This is a genomic window from Paenibacillus sp. FSL K6-0276, assembly GCF_037977235.1.
In the GTDB taxonomy this organism is placed as follows: domain Bacteria; phylum Bacillota; class Bacilli; order Paenibacillales; family Paenibacillaceae; genus Paenibacillus_AQ.
Genome location: NZ_CP150276.1, coordinates 5,846,259 through 5,867,276, shown reverse-complemented (window position 1 = coordinate 5,867,276; position 21,018 = coordinate 5,846,259). Strand labels below are relative to the sequence as shown.

General features: G+C 44.8%; 18 protein-coding genes. 9 read left to right on the top strand and 9 right to left on the bottom strand.

Translation table 11 applies throughout. The features are described 5' to 3' along the window. Nucleotides 1-184: 184 nt before the first annotated feature. The 3 genes from MHH52_RS27655 to MHH52_RS27645 all read left to right on the top strand — a co-directional run bounded on the left by MHH52_RS27655 (nt 185) and on the right by MHH52_RS27645 (nt 1,273). On the top strand, nt 185-463 hold the full coding sequence (locus tag MHH52_RS27655; RefSeq protein ID WP_340005600.1) for a hypothetical protein: 279 nt from the start codon (nt 185-187) through the stop codon (nt 461-463). Between the two features lie 260 nt (nt 464-723). Further along, nucleotides 724-924: a cold-shock protein gene (locus tag MHH52_RS27650; protein WP_019914790.1), complete on the top strand. Its 201-nt coding sequence runs from the start codon at nt 724-726 to the stop codon at nt 922-924. A 118-nt stretch (nt 925-1,042) separates the two neighbouring features. Further along, nucleotides 1,043-1,273 carry a cold-shock protein gene (locus MHH52_RS27645; RefSeq protein WP_313638690.1) on the top strand — a complete coding sequence of 77 codons (231 nt, stop codon included), beginning with the start codon at nt 1,043-1,045 and terminating at the stop codon, nt 1,271-1,273. A 104-nt stretch (nt 1,274-1,377) separates the two neighbouring features. On the opposite strand, the gene MHH52_RS27640 is transcribed toward MHH52_RS27645, so the two are convergent. The 6 genes from MHH52_RS27640 to MHH52_RS27615 all read right to left on the bottom strand — a co-directional run bounded on the left by MHH52_RS27640 (nt 1,378) and on the right by MHH52_RS27615 (nt 8,132). After that, nucleotides 1,378-1,830 carry a hypothetical protein gene (locus MHH52_RS27640; RefSeq protein ID WP_340005597.1) on the bottom strand — a complete coding sequence of 151 codons (453 nt, stop codon included), beginning with the start codon at nt 1,828-1,830 and terminating at the stop codon, nt 1,378-1,380. 252 nt (nt 1,831-2,082) lie between these two features. Continuing rightward, complete coding sequence (locus MHH52_RS27635) at nt 2,083-3,474, bottom strand: MATE family efflux transporter (RefSeq protein WP_340005595.1); 1,392 nt, start codon at nt 3,472-3,474, stop codon at nt 2,083-2,085. Between the two features lie 195 nt (nt 3,475-3,669). Beyond that, nucleotides 3,670-4,902 (bottom strand): peptidase T, encoded by a 1,233-nt coding sequence (pepT, locus tag MHH52_RS27630; RefSeq protein WP_340005593.1) that lies wholly within the window; start codon nt 4,900-4,902, stop codon nt 3,670-3,672. 96 nt (nt 4,903-4,998) lie between these two features. Next, entirely contained in the window at nt 4,999-5,652 is a 654-nt protein-coding gene (locus MHH52_RS27625) for a class D sortase (protein ID WP_340005591.1), read from the bottom strand. Nucleotides 5,653-5,686: 34 nt separating this feature from the next. After that, nucleotides 5,687-6,643, bottom strand: coding sequence for a hypothetical protein (locus MHH52_RS27620; RefSeq protein WP_340005590.1), 957 nt, complete (start codon nt 6,641-6,643; stop codon nt 5,687-5,689). A gap of 475 nt (nt 6,644-7,118) precedes the next feature. After that, complete coding sequence (locus tag MHH52_RS27615; protein ID WP_340005588.1) at nt 7,119-8,132, bottom strand: LLM class flavin-dependent oxidoreductase; 1,014 nt, start codon at nt 8,130-8,132, stop codon at nt 7,119-7,121. A 256-nt stretch (nt 8,133-8,388) separates the two neighbouring features. Here MHH52_RS27615 and MHH52_RS27610 point away from each other — a divergent pair, with 256 nt between their 5' ends. The 5 genes from MHH52_RS27610 to pgmB all read left to right on the top strand — a co-directional run bounded on the left by MHH52_RS27610 (nt 8,389) and on the right by pgmB (nt 16,516). Continuing rightward, nucleotides 8,389-9,393 carry a LacI family DNA-binding transcriptional regulator gene (locus MHH52_RS27610; protein ID WP_340005586.1) on the top strand — a complete coding sequence of 335 codons (1,005 nt, stop codon included), beginning with the start codon at nt 8,389-8,391 and terminating at the stop codon, nt 9,391-9,393. 331 nt (nt 9,394-9,724) lie between these two features. Further along, the gene (locus MHH52_RS27605; RefSeq protein ID WP_340005584.1) at nt 9,725-11,146 is read left to right on the top strand and encodes an ABC transporter substrate-binding protein; all 1,422 of its coding nucleotides are present in this window, start codon (nt 9,725-9,727) and stop codon (nt 11,144-11,146) included. Nucleotides 11,147-11,282: 136 nt separating this feature from the next. Beyond that, complete coding sequence (locus MHH52_RS27600; protein WP_340009849.1) at nt 11,283-12,371, top strand: sugar ABC transporter permease; 1,089 nt, start codon at nt 11,283-11,285, stop codon at nt 12,369-12,371. Beyond that, a complete protein-coding gene (locus tag MHH52_RS27595; RefSeq protein ID WP_340005582.1) occupies nt 12,371-13,462 on the top strand; it encodes a carbohydrate ABC transporter permease in 1,092 nt (363 codons plus the stop codon). Before MHH52_RS27600 ends, MHH52_RS27595 begins: the two co-directional genes overlap by 1 nt. 48 nt (nt 13,463-13,510) lie before the next feature. After that, nucleotides 13,511-16,516 carry a beta-phosphoglucomutase gene (gene pgmB, locus MHH52_RS27590; RefSeq protein WP_340005580.1) on the top strand — a complete coding sequence of 1,002 codons (3,006 nt, stop codon included), beginning with the start codon at nt 13,511-13,513 and terminating at the stop codon, nt 16,514-16,516. Between the two features lie 61 nt (nt 16,517-16,577). On the opposite strand, the gene MHH52_RS27585 is transcribed toward pgmB, so the two are convergent. From MHH52_RS27585 to MHH52_RS27575, 3 genes are read right to left on the bottom strand one after another with little or no spacing between them, the layout of a single operon-like run. Further along, on the bottom strand, nt 16,578-17,969 hold the full coding sequence (locus MHH52_RS27585; RefSeq protein WP_340005578.1) for an aldehyde dehydrogenase: 1,392 nt from the start codon (nt 17,967-17,969) through the stop codon (nt 16,578-16,580). Nucleotides 17,970-18,001: 32 nt separating this feature from the next. After that, nucleotides 18,002-18,976: an aldo/keto reductase gene (locus MHH52_RS27580; protein WP_340005576.1), complete on the bottom strand. Its 975-nt coding sequence runs from the start codon at nt 18,974-18,976 to the stop codon at nt 18,002-18,004. 27 nt (nt 18,977-19,003) lie between these two features. After that, nucleotides 19,004-19,876 (bottom strand): LysR family transcriptional regulator, encoded by an 873-nt coding sequence (locus MHH52_RS27575; RefSeq protein ID WP_340005574.1) that lies wholly within the window; start codon nt 19,874-19,876, stop codon nt 19,004-19,006. A gap of 96 nt (nt 19,877-19,972) precedes the next feature. On the opposite strand from MHH52_RS27575, the gene MHH52_RS27570 reads away from it, so the two are divergent. Continuing rightward, nucleotides 19,973-20,860 (top strand): DMT family transporter, encoded by an 888-nt coding sequence (locus MHH52_RS27570; protein ID WP_340005572.1) that lies wholly within the window; start codon nt 19,973-19,975, stop codon nt 20,858-20,860. Nucleotides 20,861-21,018 lie beyond the last annotated feature (158 nt).

The following is a 21,018-nucleotide window of genomic DNA, read 5'->3' as shown; positions in this document are numbered from 1 at the left end:
TTGGCACAAGTCAATGTTCCTCACAACTGTTTTTATTAAATAACTTACTTGAAGTGATGCGTTTTTGAAACTATAGTGATAAGGGAAATGTTAAAAAAGTGCGGTATACTTCGTGTAATGACGCGTTAAAGCGCGAAATATGCTAAAATGATCGTGTATTAATTGTAGGGAGATGAATTTGAAAATGAGTGACAAAGTAAATGAGCAGGAGTTATTAACGGTACTATCTGCCAAAACTAAAGTGGACCCTAAAGTAATCCAATTAGTGTTGAAGCATGAACAGACCTTTATCAATAAGGCGAAGGCCAATGCCAAAGGCGAGGTAGACATCGACAATGATGATCTGGTTGACTATGTAGTTGCGCAGCGCGATGTGAAGCTGGACGAAATCACAGTTGAGACGATTCTTGATGCGGAGATGGATTACTTAATGGATAAAGGGTTGGCAGGATACATCGATTAACCTTGCATTATTTCCGGCTCAAAAGCCTTTTGTTCAAGAGGGCATAGAGCCGGAATGAAAAATAAATAGGCATTGTCATTGCATTCATTAATTTAGTGTGGTACAATGAAATTAATCATAAATTTAACCCTTAATTCACATATTGTAAAAGGTTATCATTTGTGCGTATGAGTCCTTTTCCAATGTGTGAATTTTTATTTGTTCGTACACTACGTAGGAATAAAAGGACATGTGTTAAATAAAATATTGGAGGTAATATTATGCAAACAGGTACAGTGAAATGGTTTAACGCAGACAAAGGATTTGGTTTTATCGAGGTTGAAGGTGGAAGCGACGTATTCGTACACTTCTCCGCAATCACAGGCGACGGATTTAAATCTTTGGACGAAGGCCAACGCGTTGAGTTCAACGTAACTCAAGGCGCTCGTGGACCACAAGCCGAAAACGTTGTAAAACTGTAATTCGAAAATTAGGCTGCCCTTAACACAAGTTGAGGGCAGCTTTTTTATTTTTCATCTTATGATTCTGCCCCTAATAGGGTGGCGAAATCGTCTCGATTCGATCCAAGGAGGGGTACTTATGTATTTTCGTAAAAAAGCACTGGAGGATCTTCCACAAGAAGACACAGCCATTTGGTCCTGTACCAAGGAAGATTGCACCGGTTGGATGCGTGATAATTTTGCGTTTCAATATGTACCAACCTGCTGGCAATGTAACTCTCCCATGACTAAAAGTATGAAGATACTGCCAATGCTTGTGAACACGAATTCAGACATGAAGGCTATGAAGAAGGGCACTTCAATTAAATAAGAGCCCTTACTAAGACCATTCTTGAAATGGTTAAATAGAAGCAGCTAACATACTCAAACAGCTGGACCCTTGATTCTGGGCAGCTGTTTTTTTGTTTTAATATTTTACTTGAGGTGTAGTAATTTCTCCCACTCTGTTAAGGTGATATTCTCTGAGATATGCTTCAAATGTTCAGGAACTTCTACGTGGCACATAAATTCTAAGCTGTTGCCGTCAGGATCGTTGAAGTACACAGAGGCATTCCCTTGATATGCGCGGATAAAAGGCTCGATAGAAGTTCGATTGCGGAACGGAACAGCCTCCACCCCAATGGATTGCAGCCATTGCATCGGCTGCTTATTGTCCCGTTGCAGCGCTAGGGGCAAACCTCGATTTGCGGCGCATTCATACTCCATATTCTCTTCACTCAGGAAGATCCAGCCTGCCGTATTTCCGGTTAGATCTAACAACTTGCCCATAACTGTATCGAGCATCGGTTTGAGCTCATTGGGACTGTTTAAGGTCTCCGCAATTGTCTTGAGCGTCAATAACTCGTGGATTCCGGTTTCTTCCGGCATGAGGTTCTCCCCTATAGATTAATTAAAATATAAGAAAGTATAAGTTTCACACCACACTTTATGTCTTATATTTCTCGAATAAACGCTTACCGTCCTTATAGAGACGCCGAAGGCGTTTATGCTTGATAATGTTCTATCTATTGTAACGTAGAATGCTTCATCCATTCTCTAATTTTATGTAATCATGATGCAATAAAAAAGGTGCCCCCGTAAGATCTAGTATGATCTTAAAGAACCACCTAAGTATATACGTTAATTTACAGCTGCAGGGGTAGTGTAAGGTGTTCCGTGTTCTACATCATCGTGCTGAATAAGTCCGTGTTTCTCCCAAGCCCGACTCTTCCAGCGGAAATACATAATGACAGCTCTTACCCACTCATCGGCCGCAGTGGCAATCCACACACCGGCTAACCCTAGATGAAGTTGGAACACTAGGAAATAGCCAAGGGGTAAGCTCATGCAGACCATGGAGATCAGTCCCATATATACAGGAAACTTCGCATCGCCCGAGGCGCGTAGTGAGTTAATAATGACCAAATTGGTTGTGCGTCCGGTTTCCAGGAAGAAACTAAGCAGAATAACCTGAGCCCCCATCAGAATGATGTTCTCATTGTCTGTGAAGAGGCCGAATAATGGCACCCGGAAGAAAATCACCAGAGCATCTATTATTACTGTAACCAGCAACGCCCACTTCACACTAGAGAATACACGTTTATAGGCCTCATCAGGGCGTCTAGCTCCCGCCAGATGTCCTACGACGATGGAGGTTCCCATAGAGACAGCTACACTGAATAAATAAATATAATTGGAAATGTTGAGTGCGTATTGGCGAGTAGCCATAGCTTCAGCGCCCAAATAGGTGATATACAGTGTGAATACAAGCTGACAAGATTGATAGATAATCGATTCAAAAGCGGACGGGATGCCGATTTTGAGAATTTGCAGCACATATTTTTTGGAAAGATGAATGTAATAGGTTAACTTCACCCGTACCTCCATCACTCTGTAGAGCAGTAAGAAGAAAATAATAAGGCAGATAAAACGACTGATTACCGTCGAGATAGCTGCACCTTCCACACCTAACGCTGGAAGTCCAAAATGACCATAGATGAGTAGGTAGTTACCCACCACGTGAATGATGTTCATGAGCAAGGATACGACCATCGTCTGTTTGGTGAAGCCGTGCGTACGGATAGTGGTCGCCAGAGCATTGATTAATGCTTGAAGAAAAATACCGCCCCCGACAATATGCATATAGGATTTGGCATAAACGAGAAGATCTCCTTTTACATTCAGGGCAGTCAGTAGGGTCCCGCCGAATATCAGCAAAAACGCACTTAGGATAATGCCTACTATCAGGTTTAGGGTAATAGCATTGCCGGTCACTTGAGCGGCTTCCAGAGGTTTTTTGGAACCGAGGTATTGGGAGACCACGATAGCCGCGCCGTTACCAATTACACTGAGGACTAGAATTGCTATAGCAATGATCTGATTCGCTGCACCGACACCCGATACGGCATCGTCCGACACGGAGCTAATCATAAAAGTATCCACACTACCCATGAGCATGAATAGGAACAGTTCCAGGAATATCGGCCAAGTCAATTTTACCAGATTGAACTCCTGGTGATTATTTTGCTTCATTGTACACCTTCTTACGTAATGATTAATTTCCTGTTATTCCATAAACAAACTGTAATGTTAGCACAGCTTTCATGGAAATGCAGTATTTTTACAGAAATATATCAGGTATTTGAACATGAAAAAATCCCTGAGAGGTCTGGATAGACTTCTACAGGGATTTTGTTGTGTAAACTATGGAGTAATATAGATAACGATTTAGGCTTTCTCTTCGAACAGTTTAGCGATCTCCACGATGACGTTCACAGATTTTACCATGTTGTCTGCAGAGGCGTATTCGAATTTTCCATGAAAATTTTCGCCACCAGTGAAAATATTAGGCGTCGGCATGCCCATATAGGAAAGCTGCGAACCGTCTGTTCCTCCGCGAATCGGGCGGATGATCGGTGTGATATTAAGGTTCTCCATCGCCTCATGGGCAATATCGACGATATGACGCACGGGTTCGATTTTTTCGCGCATGTTGTAATATTGGTCTTTCATTTCAAGTACGATGTTCTCTTCACCGTGGATGCTCTTGAATTCATCTACGATGGCAGAAAGATAGGCTTTACGTGCCTCAAATTTCTCGCGGTCGAAGTCACGGATAATATATTGGAGCTTACTGAACTCCGGGGTACCTTCTATGGAGCTTAGGTGGTAGAAGCCTTCATAACCGTCTGTGAATTCTGGAGCTTCCTCAGAAGGGAGTCTAAGATGTAGTGCCATGGCGATTTTTGCGGAATGAATCATTTTTCCCTTGGCAGTACCAGGGTGTACATTAACGCCGTAGACTGAGATTTTGGCAGATGCGGCATTGAAGCTTTCATATTCTAGTTCACCAAGAGGGCCTCCGTCCACAGTGTAAGCATAGGAAGCATTAAAAGCAGTTACGTCAAATTTATGAGGACCGCGGCCGATTTCTTCATCCGGTGTGAAGGCGACTCTAATCTTGCCACGCTTGATTTCAGGATGCTGAAGGAGATAATTCATGGCTGTCATAATCTCGGCAATACCGGCTTTATTGTCTGCTCCAAGCAGGGTGGTGCCATCGGTTGTAATTAATGTATGGCCTTTATATTCCGGAAGCTCCGGAAAGCTCGCTGTGGATAATACAACATTCAACTCTTTGTTCAAAATGATATCTTTGCCATCGTAGTTATCCACAATCTGCGGCTTTACATTCGTTCCTGTGAAATCAGTCGCCGTATCCAGATGTGCCAAAAAACCAATAGTCGGAACATCTTTCTCAGTATTCGCTGGGAGAGTGGCCATGACATAACCATACTCGTCCACCTGCACTTCATCCATGCCGATTTCCTTGAGTTCTTCGACCAGCTTGTGGGCCAGCACCATCTGCCCCGGAGTGGATGGACAAGTCTCATTATCCTCGTTGGATTGGGTATCCATTTGAGCATATGAAATAAACCGTTCTATAACCTCTTTTTTCATTGTGGGTCATCTCCTCTTTACTATTGTATCTATATAGTATCACTTTCCATATCCGGTCTCATCCCTGAGGAAGAAGATTGAGAGTTAGGATTAGCTTTAATGAGGCAATGACTCTTGCTTCACTAGCTTCGCTGAAAGTAAATACCGGTCTGGGGCTGACCCAACGTATGAAAAAGGATAACAGGTGATCAAAGTAAGAATGGCCTTTTCGCTTGGTTTTATTGCGCCGCGTTCATTCCCATCTACAATCGTGCTGCCGGTCACTTTATATGTGAATATACCATCAGTGCTTTCTAGCTCAATAAGATCTCCTGCGACAAGTTCTCCTAGATTGCGGAACACGGTATCACGGTGTCCAGCAAGCACACTATTGCCGACGGCACCGATCGCTGCGCTACCTATATAGTGTCCGGCCCCTTTTTTTAACTCGGGGCTTTCAGTGCCTTCCAGAATAGCTACCTTTTTATTTAAGGTAGGGAAGCGGATTTCCCCGATCACCTCACTCTCTGTATAGGAAGGAGGAGAAGTAAGTTGTTCTTTTGGGGAACTGATCATTCCCTTAGGAAGAGGAGTTTCTTCGTTTGGAAGGGGACGGGCGATGGCTTCCTCCCTCTTTTTTGCCCAATCATTTAGGGCCTGCTTGGCCTCAATCGGTGCTTTGATGACTTGAATGACGGAGTAAATCAGCACAACTAAAGAGAGTATGAAGATTAGCTTCACGGCTAGTAAGACACCATTACGCTTCTTCATACTCTCTCCTCCAGACTTATGGTACTAAATGTTGTTATTTTTTCGATTTCAATCTACGCATGATGATCACACTGACTACAGCGATGGCTAAGCTGGCGAGAATCATGTTATACCAAGGCTCAGCGGTATTTGGAAGCTTGTCACCTGCATCAGGCGCTCCCAAAGGTAGCTCGTCATCAGGCAAGGATACTTCATCGCTTGGCTGAGGCGTTGCACTGATAGTTTGGCTGCCAGCACCTGGTGATGCTGTAGGCTCATTATCGCTTCCGCCCAATGGGATTGGCGCTTCGGTGACGCTAATCTCATCTACTGCAGGCGGTGAAGCTAAAGCTGTAGGCGATGGTGTTGGTGGCACCGATTGACCTGGTGTTACGACAGCCGTAGGTGAACTTGTAGGTGTTGGTGAACTTGTAGGTGCCGGTGTAGTTGTTGTCGTAGGTGAATCTGTAGGTGTTGGTGAACTTGTAGGCGCCGGTGTAGCTGTCGACGTCGGCGTAGGACTAGGTTCAGCGGATGGACCAGGTTCTCCAGAAGCGGAGAATTCAAAAGCTACGGTCGTGGCCTTCCCCTGATATTCGTTGCCGGCTTCCCATGGGAAAGTTACATCCATTTGGATTGCACTTTGCTCACCTCCGGCGAGTGAACCGATGGTGACTCTACCAGCAGCCTCACTCATCACTCCCGAATAGATGATTACTCCCTCTTTTTCGAGTGTCATTTGGAGAATATTGTACAATTCTACGTCTCCAGAGATGAATTTGAAGTCTACGAAATAATCAAAGCCCTCATCACCATCGTTAATAATCGTGTACAATGAGCTCATTTCGTCACCAGGCTTCATATTGTTCATGGTGGCTGTGCTCGTGCTATGAGAATTCACAGTAAGTTTAATGGTATCCTGAGCGCTTACCCCGCCAGCCTGCCATATTACTCCTGCCAGAATAATCAGAGCATAAGTAGCTATAAAGGCCGAGCGATATTTCTTCTTCATTTTCCTCGCTCCTTTCTCCTGAGCCCATTTTAGCTGTTGGCGAACAAGATCTGCGGGCTTCCGGCAAAATCCTCCGTTTAAATCGATTATTCCATCTTACATTGTCGAAATAAGTAGTTTCGCAAGGTACTACTTCTCCTAATGCATGCCGGAATCTCTGTAAGAGCGATAGGAGAGGGCATAAATAAAATACAAATCGTTCGTTATAGCGAATACATAAAGTATAATCAAAATAATATCCAAAGAAAAATGATGTATTGCAACTAATTGGATCATATTCGGCTAAATAATAACTGAATGACCTATTTATCGCTTGATTTCTCTCTATATCTCTTTATTTTTATTGTTTATTATAGTTTTGAAGTATTTTATTAAGAACGATTTTAAAAACGAAACAAAAAAGGCAAAACGCATATCTGAAAACGGGATCATTCCCTGAATCAGATATCGTCTTGCCTTAGTTAAGATTACAATCCTACATTTCCTTCATAGCCTCGGCTACAATTTCATATGAACGAAGACGAGCATCATGATCATAAATCCCTGCGGAGATAATCAGTTCATCCGCTTGGGTCTCTTCCAGGATTTCTTGAAGACGTTCTTTAATTGCTGCCTTATCGCCAGAGAAAGAATAGCGCTGCTTGTCGAGCATGATTGCTTTTTCTTGCATCGTCCATAGCCCATCCATACTTTCAACGGGTGGCTGTAGCTTGCCTGTACGCCCGCGGATGATGTTGAGGAACTGTTGCTGCTGCGAGGTGGCTAGTCTTCTTGCCTCATCTACGGTATCAGCTGCTGAAACCCCTAGTCCGATCATAACATAAGGCTTATCTAATGCTGCTGATGGACGGAAATTGCTATGATAGATGTGCAGAGCCTGAAGTAAATACTCTGGTGCGAAATGGCTGGCAAAGGCAAAAGGCAAACCTAGCTTGGCTGCCAGCTCGGAACTAAAGCCGCTGGAGCCTAGTAGCCAAATGGGAATATTCAAGCCTTCTCCGGGAACCGCGCGCACTCCAGCCGGGCGCGATCCTGCTCCCGCAGAGTCGAAGTAAGCTCTGAGTTCACTTAGCTGCTCAGGGAATTCACTGCCATCGCTTCCGAGACCACGACGCAGGGCACGGGAAGCTGGTTGATCAGATCCGGGAGCTCTGCCCAGTCCAAGATCAATCCGTCCCGGATATAGAGATTCGAGTGTCCCGAACTGTTCGGCAATAACAAGTGGTGCGTGGTTGGATAGCATAATGCCACCAGAACCAACACGTATGCTTTGCGTGCCACCAGCAATATGACCGATAAGGAGTGAGGTAGCAGAGCTGGCAACACCGATCATATTATGATGTTCAGCGAACCAATACCGATGATAGCCCCACGTCTCAGCATGGCGGGCTAAATCTAAAGAGTTATGAAAAGAGTCTGCCGCTGTACCCCCTTCCACAATAGAAGCTAGGTCCAGTACGGAGAATCGAATGTCACGAGGTTGTTTCAATGTTATCCCTCCTATAATAAATGCTCTATGCTCCTAGAGCAGTATTTGTAGCTACGAATATCGCTACTCGGCTAGTATACCATGTAATAAAACTATATACACACTTTAAGTAAGTTGTCTGTCTTCCGAGTGAAGAAAGAGGAGGAGAAGATGAATTTTTTAAAATAATGTAAGCGCTTCAAAAATTCTATTGTTATTTCCAATCGGGCTTGCTATAATCACATCGAAAAGTTACCTAAAAAAGGAAGTTATCATTATGAAGCCAACCATAAGAGATGTTGCCAGAATGGCCGAGGTGTCGATTAGCACAGTATCACGTGTTATGAATGCACCGAATTCGGTAGTGGAGAGCAAACGGAATCGAGTGATGGAGGCTGTAGAACGATTGCGGTATCAACCTAATTCATTTGCACGAGGTCTGATTTACAAGAAGTCCTTTACACTGGGCCTGCTTATTCCGGATATTGAGAACCTGTATTTCGCGGGTGTTATTCGGGGAATGCAGGATGCATGCATCAAGCTTGGGTACAGTCTTATGATCTGCAATACGGACCGCGATAAAGAACGACTCTTGTCCTATATTGATAACTTCCATGAGAAACAGGTGGATGGAATCGTATTCGCCAGTGATGTCCTTTACCCTGAATATCATGACAAATTGGTCGGTTGTAGAATTCCATTTGTGCTAGTATCCTCGCATTCTGATGAGTTCGACATTCCAAATGTGGAGGTGGATGATGAAGCGGCTGCTTACGAAGCGGTAAAGTTTCTAATTGACTTAGGTCATAAAGACATTGGTATGATCGGTTTTAACCATGATAATTCCGTATCAGGCCCACCTCGTTATGAGGGGTTTGTAAGAGCACTAACAGAGTCGGGGCTAGAGCGGAATATTGTAAAGAGCAAATATGCTAGTCACCGGTTTGAGCATGCCTATCAAGCTGCGCATGAACTATTTACCGATTACCCCGATCTGACTGCCGTCTTCTGTGTTGCCGATGAATTCGCGATGGGGACGATTTCTTATCTGAAGGATCGTAATATTCTTGTTCCGGGTCAGGTATCTGTGATTGGGTTTGATAATCTAAGGATGTCGAGTATGTTCATCCCGAAGCTGACTACGATTGCACAGCCGATTTACGAGTTAGGGTATCGTGCAGCCGAGAAGCTGCATGAATTACTTACAACAGGAGAAGTGCAGGTATTGAATGAGAAGATGGAGCATAAGCTGATTGTGCGGGAATCTACAAGGGAGAAATAAGGGTAGTTCACTTTTGTACCACCTTCTGAAAAGCTTTTCAGAATTCCGCACTCGTCTTAATCAACATTTGAATATCTGCTTGGATAATAAAAATAATTTTTACCAAAAAATTTCAAATATGGATTGGGAACGCTTACTTTATGTGATACTATAAAAATGTAAGCGCTATTATAATACGGGAGTTGTGATTCAGTTTGTTTTTAGCATAGTTCCTTATATTCTGAAAAGCTTTGCAAGGAGGTGATCTGCTACAAGCTGCTTATACATGTCAGGGTACCGGATGATTGAGTCAGAAGCAATCTCTAAAACCATTAAAGGGGATGTACAAAAGATGAAGAAAACCTCAGGACGTAAAAAGTCTTTGGCTTTAGTACTGTGTTTATCCTTCACTATGATGCTGAGCGCATGCGGCGGGGGTAATAATAATGCAGCGCCTACAGATCCACCTGCGGCAACTGCAAGCCCAACAGCGGATAACACCGATAAAGAAACAACTGCTCCTAGCACCGAGCCTTTGGGATCTCCGCTAGAACTAGCAATGAAAGGCGACTACAAAGGAACTAAAGTAACTATGTTCGGCCCCTTCGTAGATGCTGACCAAGTGAAATTTGAGAACAGTATCAAAGAATTTGAAGAGAAGACAGGAATCGATATTCAATACGAGGGCTCTAAGGAGTTCGAAGCTACGATAAACATTCGAGTAGACGGTGGAAATGCTCCGGATATCGCTGACTTCCCGCAGCCGGGTCTGCTAGCTTCGATTGCTAAGACTGGCAAAGTTATCGATTTGACCAGCGTACTCGATCAAGATAAATTGACGGCTAATTACAATAAGAGCTGGCTTGATATGTCTAATATGGACGGAAAAGACGGTAAGATTATGGCTGGAATCTGGAACCGTAGTAATGTAAAGAGCTTGGTATGGTATCCAAAGAAGCAATTTGAAGAAGCAGGCTACAAGGTTCCTGAAACTTGGGATGAGTTAATGGCTCTTACGGAGCAAATTGCTAAAGACGGCGATCCTGCCTGGGCCATTGGCATTGAGAGCGGTGCTGCAACAGGCTGGCCGGCAACAGACTGGGTAGAAAATATAATGCTGCGCACGACTACACCTGAGAACTACGATAAATGGGTAAAAGGTGAGTTGCCATTTACCTCTCCAGAAGTGAAGAATGCAGTTGAAACCATGTCTAAAATTTGGCTAAACAAGGATTATGTCTACGGTGGTGCTAAATCCATCGTGACGACATCGTTCGGCGATGCCCCAGCACCAATGTTCAATAATCCTCCTAAAGCATGGTTTAATATGCTCGGCAACTTTATTACAAGCTTCTTCCCTGAAACTGCAAAGGTTGATGTAGATTATGATTGGTTCTACTTGCCGCCTATTGATCCTCAATATGGTAAACCAGTGCTAGTTGCTGGCGATATCTATGCTATGTTCAATGATCGTCCTGAAGTTCGTGCAGTTATGGAATTCTTCACTACAGGAGAATCCATTAAGAGTTGGGTACAGTCTGGCGGCGTAATTGCTCCAATGAACGATGCTTCCCTTGACTGGTATACCTCTGAATCCGACCGCCGGATGGCGAAATTGGTTCAAGATGCTTCCACACTCCGCTTTGATGGTTCAGACTTGATGCCGGGCAAAGTGGGCGCAGGTACCTTCTGGAAAGGCATGACTGACTACGTGAGTGGTACAGCGACACTGGATCAGGCTTTGGAGCAAATTCAGTCTGGTTGGAACAACTAACCTAATATTGAAAGCACACAGTTAAAAGAGGGGCAGCGAGATTTGAGGGTTCTCTGCCCCTCTTTTTATTTTCCAAAGCGCGAGTATAGGAGGAGCTGGAGCTAGTATGGGTGGACAATCACAACTACAGCCACAAATGAAGCCACAATCACAAGCCAAACAAACAGTCAGCCTTAGGGCGGTATTGCTGTCTCTTGTAGTATTAATAGCCAATGTTGTTGTTAATGGCTCAATCTTTTTGTTTTTTCGGGATTCGACGTTAAACCCGCTACTAACGGCAGTTCTGGCTGTCCTATGGGGGGTTCTGGGTGTTTATCTGATCTATTACACACTTACCTGGGCAGTTGAGCAATATCCTGATTGTGTACGCCGAAAGGTGTTGCCCTATATTTTTATTGGTCCGGCAGTGATTATATTGGGTTGGCTACTGGTGCTGCCTGCGCTGCGGACACTGTATTTAAGTTTTTTCAATGCTTCTTCAGAGGAATTTGTGGGTCTCAGCAACTATGCGGCGATCTTTAGCGATCATCTGATGGCGACGGCGCTTCGAAACAATCTACTATGGGTATTCGTAGGCACTTTAGCGTGTGTAGCCTTTGGACTCTTAATTGCGATTCTTGCCGATCGAAGCAGCTATGAGAAGCTAGCCAAATCGATCATCTTTATGCCGATGGCTATTTCTTTTGTAGCCGCAGGTGTTATTTGGAAGTTTGTATATTACTATCAACCCGGCGATGAACAAATTGGACTTTTGAACGCAATCGTTACTTATTTCGGGGGAGAACCACAGGCATGGACGAGTATGCTTCAGCCTTGGAACAACTTTTTCCTCATCATCATTCTGATTTGGATGCAGACAGGATTTGCGATGGTGATATTCTCGGCAGCCATTAAGGGAGTTCCTGATGACATTATGGAAGCTGCGCGGGTAGATGGTGCAAATGAGGTGAAGATTTTCTTTGGAATCATGATCCCGTACATTTCAGCAACCATTCTGACGGTGACAACGACCATTATCGTCTTTACGTTGAAAATATTTGACGTCGTCATGGTGATGACGGGGGGTCAATACGATACAGAAGTAGTAGCGACACAGTTCTATCGGCAATTCTTTATGTACCGCAATTTCGGTTATGGCTCCACGCTGGCTATTGTTCTTCTGATCGCAGTGTTGCCTGTGATCATAATTAATCTACGTCAGTTCCGCAAGCAGGGGGGATTCTAATGGCCGGCAAAAAGAAGAGAAAAGGCGGTAAGACGATTGTTAATATTGTACTGGGCGTGATTTGTTTCATTTGGCTGCTTCCGACTCTTGGGTTGTTCATCTCCTCCTTCAGGCCGGCTGCTGATATTCTGCAGACTGGATGGTGGAAAGCATTTCCTCATCAGGAGTGGAAGGCTGGAGAGACGATTCAGCTATCCAAAGATGTGGACCTCCGGGAGCCGATCGAGGTGCACGGCACAGCCTACACAGATGATCAGTTGAAGGCTGGAGTGAAGGCTGATGGCAGCCGACTCATGTGGGAGAATCGTAGAGCACGCACCATAAATCAACAGGAACAAGGCTGGAAGATGACACCGGATCTTACGCTGGATAACTATAATAATGTGCTCTCAGGTAAGGAATATAAACTCAAGCAAGCTGATGGCAGTGAAACGGTGCAAAAGGGTTCCGGATTGTCGCAGGCCTTCTGGAATACGCTAACGATTGCTGTTCCTGCGACGGTTATTCCGGTATTGATCGCATCTTTTGCCGCATATGCCTTTGCTTGGCTGCGTTTTCCTGGGCGCAAAATCCTTTTTGTCATCATTATCGCTATGCTCGTTATTCCAATACAGGTAGCACTTATTCCAGTGCTTAAAGATTATACAGCTCTTGGACTGAACGGAAGCTATTTGGGCATTTGGCTGGCGCATACGGCTTTTGGGTTACCACTAGTTACGTACTTCATGTATAACTTTATCAGTCAGCTACCTAAGGATTTGTTCGAATCTGCCTTTATGGATGGGGCCAGCCACTTCACGATCTTTAGTAAGTTGATTCTGCCGTTATCTGTGCCTGCACTGGCTTCTATCGGAATCTTTCAATTCTTATGGGTGTGGAATGACTATTTAGTCTCGCTGATTTTTATCGGCAATCAGCCATCCGTGCAGGTCATGTCGATGAAGATCGCCGACCTAGTGGGCTCACGCGGCAACGACTGGCATTTGCTTACCTCGGCTGCATTTATCTCCATGCTGATGCCACTCGCTATTTTTTTCCTGCTGCAAAAGTATTTCGTCAGAGGGCTTATGGGTGGGTCGGTAAAAGGCTGATTTCAACATTGTAGGAACGAATCAAATCTGTGACAGGGGGGCTGAGAGATGAAGATGAAACCATACGTACATCCGGCGGCAGTATATCCTTACCGGGAGTGGAGTCTAGATGAGGAAGCTTATGATGAAGAGAATAATCAAAGAAGCGAGAGTGTGTTTGCTCTTGGTAATGGATATATTGGCATGCGCGGTAATTTCGAGGAAGGTTACCATGGCAACTCGGGCTCAACTGTAACAGGGAACTATTTAAATGGATTTTTCGATTCCGAGCCCATTGTGTACCCAGAGGGAGCTTATGGGTATCCTTCCCGCAATCAAGCTATGCTGAATGTGACGGATGCCAAGATTATTGAGCTCAGCATTGAAGGTCATACCTTTCAGTTAAACAGTGGGCAAGTGCACCGTTATGAACGGAAGCTGGATATGCGAAATGGGATTTTGCATCGGCAGGTAGAATGGGAATCTCCTGCCGGTCACCGGGTACAGATAAATATTCGGCGGATGGTGGCTTTGCAGCACAAACATTTGGCGGTGATAGACTATGAGGTCAAGGCGCTGAATTTTGACGGAACCCTTACATTCACTTCATCCATCGATGGTGAGATTCAAAGGCCGGAGGTTACAGATGACCCCCGGCTGGGCACGGGGAGTAAGGAACCCAGTTTGCTGCTGGAGGATACAGGTCATGAGCTCGAACAGTCTTTCTTATGGATGAAGCAGCGGACACGGCATACCCGGTTTGCTCTATTAACAGGGATAAGCCATAGTCTGGATTGTAGCTCTAGGTATGAAAGGCTCGTGCAGCTGGAGGATCAGCGGTTATCCATGCAATTGGTTGTTCCAGTGGTGATGGGGGAAAGTATCTCGCTGACCAAGTATATTTCGTATCACACCTCTAAGGATTACATAGAAGATGAGCTGTTAAGCAGGTGCTTAGAAGTGCTGCGCTTAGCGGAAAATAGTGGGTTTGAAGCTCTTGTTCATGAACAGCGGGCTTATCTGGATCATTTCTGGGCGCATACCGATGTGGAGATTCAGGGGGATCTTGCGCTTCAACAGGGTATTCGCTTTAATGCTTTTCAACTACTGCAATCCGTAGGACGTGACGGGGCTACGAACATCGGGGCCAAGGGTTTGACGGGCGAAGGATACGAAGGTCACTATTTCTGGGATACCGAGATGTATATGCTACCCTTCTTTACGTTTACACAGCCGGAGATTAGCCGGAAGCTGCTCGAATTTCGTTATGCCACGTTAGATAAGGCACGGGAGCGAGCGACGGTGATGTCGCAGAAGGGAGCGCTATATCCTTGGCGTACTATAGATGGTGCAGAGAACTCTTCCTATTTTCCGGCAGGAACGGCGCAAATGCATATTAATGCGGATATTGCATATGCCATCAAGCAGTACGTGCTGGCTACCGGCGATTATGATTTTTTGATTTTGAAGGGAGCAGAGATTTTATTCGAAACCTCCCGCTTTTGGGTGGACCTGGGGCATTTTAATCCGGCTAGGGGTGGTTCCTTCTGCATTGATGCGGTAACGGGTCCTGATGAGTATACAGCTATCGTTAATAATAATGCCTACACCAACCTTATGGTACAGGATCAGCTCTATTTTGCACATGAAATGGCCGGATTGTTATGCAAGCAGTATCCAGAGCATTTTGAACGCCTGAAGCGAAAGATTGGTCTGACTGAAAAAGAGTCTAGCGATTGGCTGGAAGCTGCGGAGAAGATGTTTATCCCTTTTGATGAGGGCCTAGGCATCTATGCTCAGGATGATACGTTTTTGACAAAGAAAAAATGGGATTTTGAACATACGCCAGCGGATAAATATCCGTTATTACTCCATTACCACCCGCTGGTGATTTACCGCCATCAGGTGCTCAAACAGGCGGATCTGGTGATGGCCATGTTTCTGCTGGGTGATCAGTTCAGCTTGGCGGACAAGATCCGCAATTACAATTACTATGAGCCGCTGACGACGCATGATTCTTCTTTGTCACCGTGCATTCACAGTATTATTTCTGCTGAGATTGGTGATTTGAAGGGAGCGTATTCCTATTTTGACCGCACGGTACGGATGGACTTAGATGATATTAACCGCAACGTGAAGGACGGGCTGCACACTGCTGCTATGGCAGGATCTTGGCTGTCGATTGTGAATGGGTTTGGTGGGATGCGCTTATGTGGCGGTATGCTATCCTTTAATCCAACCTTGCCAGCACAATGGGACAGCTATCGGTTTAAATTAACAAGCGGTGGGCACTTATTGGATATTTATGTTGATGATAAGGTAGTAATCTATACACTACTGGCAGGTGAAGTGATTGAGATTCTACATAAGGGGAGCCTTGTACAGCTAACTGCAAAGAAGCCGGTGTTCCTTTCAAATGTGAAGCAGCTTGAGGCCGTCATTTTCGAGCTGGACGGGATCATTACCGATTCTGGAGAGCATCATTATCTAGCATGGAAAGCACTGGCAGATGAGCTTGCGATTTCTTTTGATAGAGAGAAGCATGAACGTCTGAAGGGCCTTAGTCGAATGGAATCTTTAGAGGTCATACTGGAGGGAAGTGGCCTGAATTTGCCACAACCGGTAAAAGGAATGCTCTGCAACAAAAAGAACGAGAAGTATAAGCAGCTGATTCAGCAAATGACGCCAGATGATTTGTATCCGGGTATCCAAAGTCTACTGTCCGATTTGCAGGAAAGGCGGATCCCTGTCGGCCTGGCTTCAGTCAATGAGAATGCGATGTTGATTCTCGAACGTTTGAAGATAGGGAGTTGGTTTCAGGCTGTTGCCGACCCAATAAACGTCCGTATGGGCAAGCCAGATCCGGAAATCTATTTACAGGTTGCAGAGATGCTAGGCATATCCCCTGATCGTTGCGTAGGTATCGAAGATTCAGAGAATGGTATAGCAGCCATCAAGGCTGCTGGTATGAGGTCCGTTGGAGCCGGAATTGCATCCATGAGAGATAGTGCTGATCTATGGTTTCCTTCTACTGCGGAGTTAAATATGGAGAATTTATTAGGGCTGTTTGAGTAGTGAAAAGTAGTGCTCCTGATAAGCAGCAAGCCTCCCGATCATGGGAGGCTTGCTGTTTTGTCTATTTCATTACTTTCCGCACCAACTTCACTTTATTACCATAAGGGGGATACACGATCCCAAGGTCTATTCGTGTGCCTCTCTTGACGATGCTTTTGCGATGGGAAAAGGCCTCAAAGCTGTGCTTCCCGTGATAACCACCGATTCCTGAGTTGCCTACTCCACCAAATGGCAAGTTAGTATTCGCCACATGCGAGATCGTATCATTGATGCAGCCTCCTCCGAACGAGACTCGGGATAGCACCTCTTGTTCAATGTTTTTATCCTCTGTGAACAGGTAAAGCGCCAGTGGCTTTGGATGCTCATTAATACTCCGGATAGCGTCATCCAATTGATGATATTCCAATATTGGTAGAATCGGACCGAAGATCTCATCTTCCATAGAAGCGTCAGACCAAGCCGCAGGATAGATTAGTGTAGGTTCAATATAACGTTCTTTTGAAATAACGGTTCCGCCTATAACCACCTTTTCCCGATCCCGTTCAATGACGTCGGCAAGTCTTTGCAGCTGGCGCTCATTTACGATCCGGCCATAATCTGTATTCGGCTGCGCATTCTGACCGTAGAATTCAGTGATCTGATGTTTGATTTTGGCGATCAATTCATTAGCAATGTCCTTTTGTACGAGCAAATAATCAGGCGCAATACAGGTTTGACCGGCATTTAATAATTTGCCCCATACGATTCGCTTCGCTGCAATATCAAGATCGGCTGATTTGTCGACAATGACCGGACTCTTCCCGCCAAGCTCCAAGGTTACAGGCACTAGATTCTTCGCAGCGGCTTCCATAACAATTTTGCCGACCGGAACACTGCCTGTAAAGAAAATATAATCAAACTTGGCATGGATCAGTAGGTTCGTTGTCTCTTTCTCCCCCTGAACTACACGGATATACTGTGGCTCGAAGGTTTCCTGAATAAGCTGCTCTATAACAGCCGTGACGGCGGGTGTGCTCTCCGATGGCTTGAGGACAGCGCAGTTGCCGGCGGCAATGGCGCCGATCAGCGGCTCGATCAGCAACTGAAATGGATAATTAAATGGGCCTATAATGAGCGTGGTACCGTAAGGTTCACTTAATATATAGCTCTTCGCAGGAAATAGTTGCAGTGGTGATCTAACCTTCATGGGCTTTGCCCAACGTTTGAGATGTTTCATCATATAACCGATGCTGTCCAAGGTGAAGCCGATTTCTGTGGCATAAGCTTCAAACTCACTTTTTCCTAAATCCTGATGTAAGGCCTCGATGATGCGATTTTCGTATTGTTTAATACTGTTCTTAAGCTTGTTCAGCTGCTGGAGACGAAAAGCAACTTCTTTAGTTAAGCCTCTATTAAAAAAATCCTTATGCTCTTCAAGCATCACTTGGATGTTAGCAGATGTATGTGGTGTCATATTACTCCCCTCCTTCATTGTAATAGGTCAGACTATGGGAGCCGATAAAAGGCGAATGGCTCACCAAATCGGAAAGCATCACTGGCCTCATCCAGCTTGTTGACAGTTTTCTCATTAAGCTGAATGGAGGTACTATGCAAATTCTGTTCTAGCTGTTCCACACGTGTAGCCCCAACAATAACCGTCGAGACGGCAGGACGATTCATGAGCCAAGTTAAGGAGAGTGAAGTAGAAGAGGTTCCCAGTTCTCCAGCTATCTGCCCCACCTTGTTCCCCAGTTCGATCCGGTCATGATCCAGGAATCTTTTGAAATTAGGATCGGTATCTGCTCTGGACCCTGAAGGTGCGGAACCGCTTGTATTATATTTGCCTGTGAGAATTCCGCCCGCCAGTGGAAAATAAGGAATGATCCCAACGCCTTGATCAAGGCAGAGCGAGAGAAGCTCATTCTCCGGGGTACGGTCCGCTAAGGAATAGCTACACTGAATTGAAATATATTTGGCGAAGCTCCGTGCCTCACTGATTCCAATCGCCTTCATTAATTGCCATGCTGTATAGTTGGAAGCCCCGATATAGCGCACTTTTCCTGAAGATACCATATCGTCCAAGGTCCGTAGCGTCTCTTCAAGTGGCGTATAGGGATCGAAGGTGTGAATCTGATATAGATCGACATAGTCCGTTTTTAGGCGGCGAAGACTATCTTCTAATTCCTGCATCAAATGGCGCCTAGAGGAGCCGCTTCCGTTAGGTCCGTCATTTTTGACTAAGCCTGCTTTAGTGGCGAGGACAGCCTCGTGCCTTCTACCCTCCAAGGCCAGACCGATGATCCGTTCGGATTCGGTGCCTGCGTAAATATTAGCGGTATCGATAAAGTTAATTCCATGATCCAGCGCGGTATGTACAATTTGAATGGAGGTCTCTTGGTCAGCCCTTTTGCCAAAAGCGTTCGTCCCCAGTCCCAATGCGGATACTTGTAATCCGCTATTTCCAAGTCTTTTAAAGTTCATCCTCAGCACTCCTCATTATAAAATGACCTACTTTTGAGCAAAAAGATCCAGAGCTGTCTCAATGAACATCTTTACAGCAATTGAAGTATCGGTAAGCGAACTGACCGCGATATGTATATCTCTGTAGGCGTCGGGCTGCAATTCGCGGGTAACTACATTTGGAGGTAAAGATAACAAAGACAACTCTGACATTACACCAACAGCCAGCCCCTCCTGAACCATATTAAGAGCTGTTGCATAGTTATTCACCACATATTTAACATTCAGATGGCTGTTACTTCTGCGGAATAAATCCACTACCGGTGGTTCATATCCTGCTTTACAGATCAGCATAGGCTCATCCGCTAATTCTTTTACGCATATGACTGACCGCTTACGCAAGGGATGGTCATCTCTTATTACGGCGTACAACTTTTCTCTATATAATGGGATGGTTTGAAACTCCTCGCAGGGAGCGAGCGATAAGCCAACATCAATTTCTTTGGATTCCAGCCACTCTCTGACTTCGGCGATAGAGCCCTCCTGCAGGCTGATCGTGATATTCGGATATCGTCCAGTGATAGAACTAATAATCTTCGGCAAAAAATAGGCAGAAGCCACAGGAAAAGCCCCAATCCGAATGCTACCTTTCTCAAGTCCCCTCTCCGCGTAAATCTCCTGATTGACTTTATCAAAGCCCATTAGAATTTCACGGAAAATAACAAGGATACGCTTACCGATGTCAGTAAGTATGAGGCCGTTACGTCGATCCCGAAGTAATAGCTTTACATCTAATTCGGTTTCAAGGGACGAGATCGCTCGACTGACAGCTGGTTGGGTCATATTCAGTTCCACACCAGCTTTGGTGAAGCTACCGCTCTCGGCGATTTTGACGAATAAGCGAATTTGAGTATTGTTCATAACAAATATGATATGCCCCTTATGAGTATTATTCATTTCATTTATGTTCTTGTTTATTGTATCATTTGTGATGAATCTACACCAAGGAGTGAATACATGAATCAGCAGAAGAAAAGCATCATCCTTCTTATATTTTTGGTGATTGTATGGGGTATTAATTGGCCTATATCCAAAATCGCCTTAGACTACGCTCCGCCCTTATTATTTGCAGGTATCCGAACCGTCATAGGCGGATTCATTCTGATTCTAATTGCACTTCCAAAGGTGAAGGAGCTTCGCTTGAAGCAGTTCTGGCCGATCTATCTGACTTCGGCTGTATTAAGCATTGTGTTCTATTATGGATTTCAGACGATTGGCTTGCAGTATGTACCCGCAGGATTGTTCTCGTCCATTGTATTTCTGCAGCCAGTATTGTTAGGCATTTTTTCTTGGTTGTGGTTAGGAGAGAACATGTACGGGCTCAAAATGGCGGGTCTGTTGCTAGGGTTCCTCGGAGTAGCTTCCCTTAGTATCGGGGGACTTAATGGAAGTATCTCTATCTGGGGAATTGTGCTTGCCTTAGCTAGTGCGCTGAGCTGGGCGTTAGGAACGGTATATATGAAACGAAATGCTGTGCGTGTGGATATGTTATGGATGACGGCTATGCAAATAACGATCGGTGGAATGATTCTGCTTATCTCGGGATCTGCTACGGAGAAGTGGTCGGATATCACCTGGAGTGGAATCTTTATAGCAAATACACTATTTATCGCAATCTTTGTGATCGCGCTAGGATGGCTGATTTATTTCAAGCTGATTAACGAGGGAGAGGCAGGGAAAGTCGGTTCATTCACCTTTTTAATCCCGCTAATCTCAATAGGTACTAGCGTAGTCTTTTTAAATGAGCAGATTACTTTGAATCTTGTGATTGGTCTACTGCTTATTGTTAGTAGCATCGTTCTGGTGAATGTGAGGATAGGGCGTGCCGCGAAGCAGTCAATTTAGTTCATTTGTATCGCTGTTGTAGTAATCAGGGTTGTAAGAGGGCATATTGATGAATAGGGAAGCATAAACGCCTTCGGCGTCCTTATAAGGACGGTAAGCGTTTAAGCGAGAAATATAAGGATAAAGTATAGTGTGAAACTTATACTTTCTTATATTTG

What these genes read in the sequence shown, in the direction of transcription:
- MHH52_RS27655 (WP_340005600.1), top strand. Translation starts at nt 185, where the DNA reads ATGAGTGACAAAGTAAATGAGCAGGAGTTATTAACGGTACTATCTGCC.
- MHH52_RS27650 (WP_019914790.1), top strand. Translation starts at nt 724, where the DNA reads ATGCAAACAGGTACAGTGAAATGGTTTAACGCAGACAAAGGATTTGGT.
- MHH52_RS27645 (WP_313638690.1), top strand. Translation starts at nt 1,043, where the DNA reads ATGTATTTTCGTAAAAAAGCACTGGAGGATCTTCCACAAGAAGACACA.
- MHH52_RS27640 (WP_340005597.1), bottom strand. Translation starts at nt 1,830, where the DNA reads ATGCCGGAAGAAACCGGAATCCACGAGTTATTGACGCTCAAGACAATT.
- MHH52_RS27635 (WP_340005595.1), bottom strand. Translation starts at nt 3,474, where the DNA reads ATGAAGCAAAATAATCACCAGGAGTTCAATCTGGTAAAATTGACTTGG.
- pepT (WP_340005593.1), bottom strand. Translation starts at nt 4,902, where the DNA reads ATGAAAAAAGAGGTTATAGAACGGTTTATTTCATATGCTCAAATGGAT.
- MHH52_RS27625 (WP_340005591.1), bottom strand. Translation starts at nt 5,652, where the DNA reads ATGAAGAAGCGTAATGGTGTCTTACTAGCCGTGAAGCTAATCTTCATA.
- MHH52_RS27620 (WP_340005590.1), bottom strand. Translation starts at nt 6,643, where the DNA reads ATGAAGAAGAAATATCGCTCGGCCTTTATAGCTACTTATGCTCTGATT.
- MHH52_RS27610 (WP_340005586.1), top strand. Translation starts at nt 8,389, where the DNA reads ATGAAGCCAACCATAAGAGATGTTGCCAGAATGGCCGAGGTGTCGATT.
- MHH52_RS27605 (WP_340005584.1), top strand. Translation starts at nt 9,725, where the DNA reads ATGAAGAAAACCTCAGGACGTAAAAAGTCTTTGGCTTTAGTACTGTGT.
- MHH52_RS27600 (WP_340009849.1), top strand. Translation starts at nt 11,283, where the DNA reads ATGAAGCCACAATCACAAGCCAAACAAACAGTCAGCCTTAGGGCGGTA.
- MHH52_RS27595 (WP_340005582.1), top strand. Translation starts at nt 12,371, where the DNA reads ATGGCCGGCAAAAAGAAGAGAAAAGGCGGTAAGACGATTGTTAATATT.
- pgmB (WP_340005580.1), top strand. Translation starts at nt 13,511, where the DNA reads ATGAAGATGAAACCATACGTACATCCGGCGGCAGTATATCCTTACCGG.
- MHH52_RS27585 (WP_340005578.1), bottom strand. Translation starts at nt 17,969, where the DNA reads ATGACACCACATACATCTGCTAACATCCAAGTGATGCTTGAAGAGCAT.
- MHH52_RS27580 (WP_340005576.1), bottom strand. Translation starts at nt 18,976, where the DNA reads ATGAACTTTAAAAGACTTGGAAATAGCGGATTACAAGTATCCGCATTG.
- MHH52_RS27575 (WP_340005574.1), bottom strand. Translation starts at nt 19,876, where the DNA reads ATGAACAATACTCAAATTCGCTTATTCGTCAAAATCGCCGAGAGCGGT.
- MHH52_RS27570 (WP_340005572.1), top strand. Translation starts at nt 19,973, where the DNA reads ATGAATCAGCAGAAGAAAAGCATCATCCTTCTTATATTTTTGGTGATT.